We start from the raw sequence: 1,821 nt of genomic DNA, 5'->3' as shown, positions 1-1,821 counted from the left end.
TGGTCCTCCGGACGCTGCCCGCCGCCGCGACCGTCCGCCGCGCCTTCGACCGGCACGTCCTGGACGGCGCCGACGCCTGCGCCGCCCTCCTGGACCTGGTCGTCAAACTCGGATACCTGCTGCGCCGGCGCGGCCAGGTGGCGCGTGCGGTGACGCTGGTCCTGAAGTTCGCCGGCGGCACGTCGTGGGAGAAGACCTGCCGCCTGCCTGAGCCGTCCGCGCACGACGACGATCTGCGCGTCTCCGCCTACTGACCTTTCCGTTCAGTTGTCGGGGCTGACATTGCTAGATCCCTGCGGTACGCCGTGGCCATGAGAGTGCGGTACGTGACCGGATGTCCGGTTGATGCTTGAGGTTGGGAGAGGAGTCCTGGTCGGCGGGGCGGACTGGTACTCAGGTGCGGAGCTGAGCGAACAGGCCGGGTTCGGGTTCGGTGAGAATGCCCCGTGTGACCAGGCGTTTCAGCTTGGACCGGATGCCTTCGGTGTTCTTCGGGAGGATCGGCAGGTCAAGTGCCTCGCACAGGTCCCGAGCCCGCATCGGATGGCCGGTGTCGGTGAAGGCCGCGAGAATCTGCTGGTAAGCGGGGTGGTCCGGCGCCTCGGGCCGCGGCGGATCGTCGGCGAGCTCCGGTGCTGGGATGTTCAGGAGAGTCTTGCGGGTGATGCGCAGGTTCTCGGTCTCCGCGTCGAGTTCGCCGAGGCGGGCGGTGAGGTCCTCGATGGACGCGCGGAGCTGCCCGGCCTGCTCGCTGAGTTCGGCCTCCCGGGCCTCGACGTAGGCAAGGACGTCTCTGATCTGCGGGTTGTCGCTCATACAGCCCTCCAGGAGGGCAGGGTGGCGCCGGTGAGCCGGCGGGCCATGACAGAGGTCATCGCCCAGAAGACGCGAGAGCGCGAGGTGGCGAGCCGGTGCTCGTAGTCACGGACCAGGCGGCGGCAGAACATCAGGATCCCGTTCGTCTGCTCCACGATCCACCGCTTGGCCTGCGGGATGAAGCCCTTGTCGGCCGGGTTGCGCTCAACGATCTCGACATCGATGCCAAGGGTCTTGCCGTGGTCGACGACGGCCTTCTTGAACCCCTGGTCGACCAGGGCCTTCTCGACCGTGTCGGTCTGCGCGGCCACGCCGTTCAGCAAGGCGATGCCGGCGGCGTTGTCGTGCGCGGACGCCGGCAGGACGACAGCCTCGACGACGAGACCCAATACGTCCACGGCCAGGCATCTCTTCCGCCCCGGCACCCGTTTCGCCGCGTCCTTGCCGGTCGTGGCGGACGGGACGCCGACGGCGGCACGGATGCTCTGCGTGTCCATGATGATGAGGCTCGGGTCGGCTAATCGACGCTTCTTCTCCCGCAGTTGCCACCGCAGCAGATCATGAATGGTCTGATCGGTGCCATCGTCGCGCCACTTGTAGAAGTAGTACTTCACCGCACCGGCGGGCGGCAGATCGTGGGGCAGCAGGTCCCACTGGCAGCCGCTGCGGTTCTGGTACAGGATCGCGTTGACGATCTCCCGCATCGCATATCTGCCCTGATGGCCACTGACCGACGGATGCGCGGCCTTCCACGCCGTGACCACGGGCTCGACCAGGGCCCACTGCTCGTCGGAGACATCACTCGAGTACGACTTGCGATCGCTCATCCCGTCACCCAAGCGAATCCCGAACGCCTGACCGGTGACGATGCCCCACCGTCACCCCATCGAGTGATCACAAGCCGGACAGAAGATCACGTACCGCACTCTGAGATATGCGCAGGGCGGTGGTCTCACTCCGCAAGGCCAGGCCGCGCGGGAGCGGGTGCGCATGCTGGCCGTCGAT

General features: G+C 67.1%; 3 protein-coding genes and 1 pseudogene. 2 read left to right on the top strand and 2 right to left on the bottom strand.

Translation table 11 applies throughout. The annotated features are described in order from the left end of the window. The coding region (locus AC5P09_RS51690; RefSeq protein ID WP_493880589.1) for a DinB/UmuC family translesion DNA polymerase at nt 1–254 on the top strand (254 nt) is incomplete at its 5' end. Nucleotides 255–393: 139 nt separating this feature from the next. Here the strand turns inward: AC5P09_RS51690 and AC5P09_RS51685 are convergent. Next, nucleotides 394–816 carry a hypothetical protein gene (locus AC5P09_RS51685; protein ID WP_493880588.1) on the bottom strand — a complete coding sequence of 141 codons (423 nt, stop codon included), beginning with the start codon at nt 814–816 and terminating at the stop codon, nt 394–396. After that, complete coding sequence (locus AC5P09_RS51680; protein ID WP_493880587.1) at nt 813–1,643, bottom strand: IS5 family transposase; 831 nt, start codon at nt 1,641–1,643, stop codon at nt 813–815. Before AC5P09_RS51680 ends, AC5P09_RS51685 begins: the two co-directional genes overlap by 4 nt. 100 nt (nt 1,644–1,743) lie before the next feature. On the opposite strand from AC5P09_RS51680, the pseudogene AC5P09_RS51675 reads away from it, so the two are divergent. Next, nucleotides 1,744–1,821, top strand: a pseudogene (locus AC5P09_RS51675) (helix-turn-helix domain-containing protein); the annotation flags it as partial.

The organism is Streptomyces sp. a15 (genome assembly GCF_059026085.1).
The sequence above is the reverse complement of the archived record's forward strand: the minus strand, read 5'-3'. Positions and strand labels throughout refer to the sequence as shown.

What these genes read in the sequence shown, in the direction of transcription:
- AC5P09_RS51685 (WP_493880588.1), bottom strand. Translation starts at nt 816, where the DNA reads ATGAGCGACAACCCGCAGATCAGAGACGTCCTTGCCTACGTCGAGGCC.
- AC5P09_RS51680 (WP_493880587.1), bottom strand. Translation starts at nt 1,643, where the DNA reads ATGAGCGATCGCAAGTCGTACTCGAGTGATGTCTCCGACGAGCAGTGG.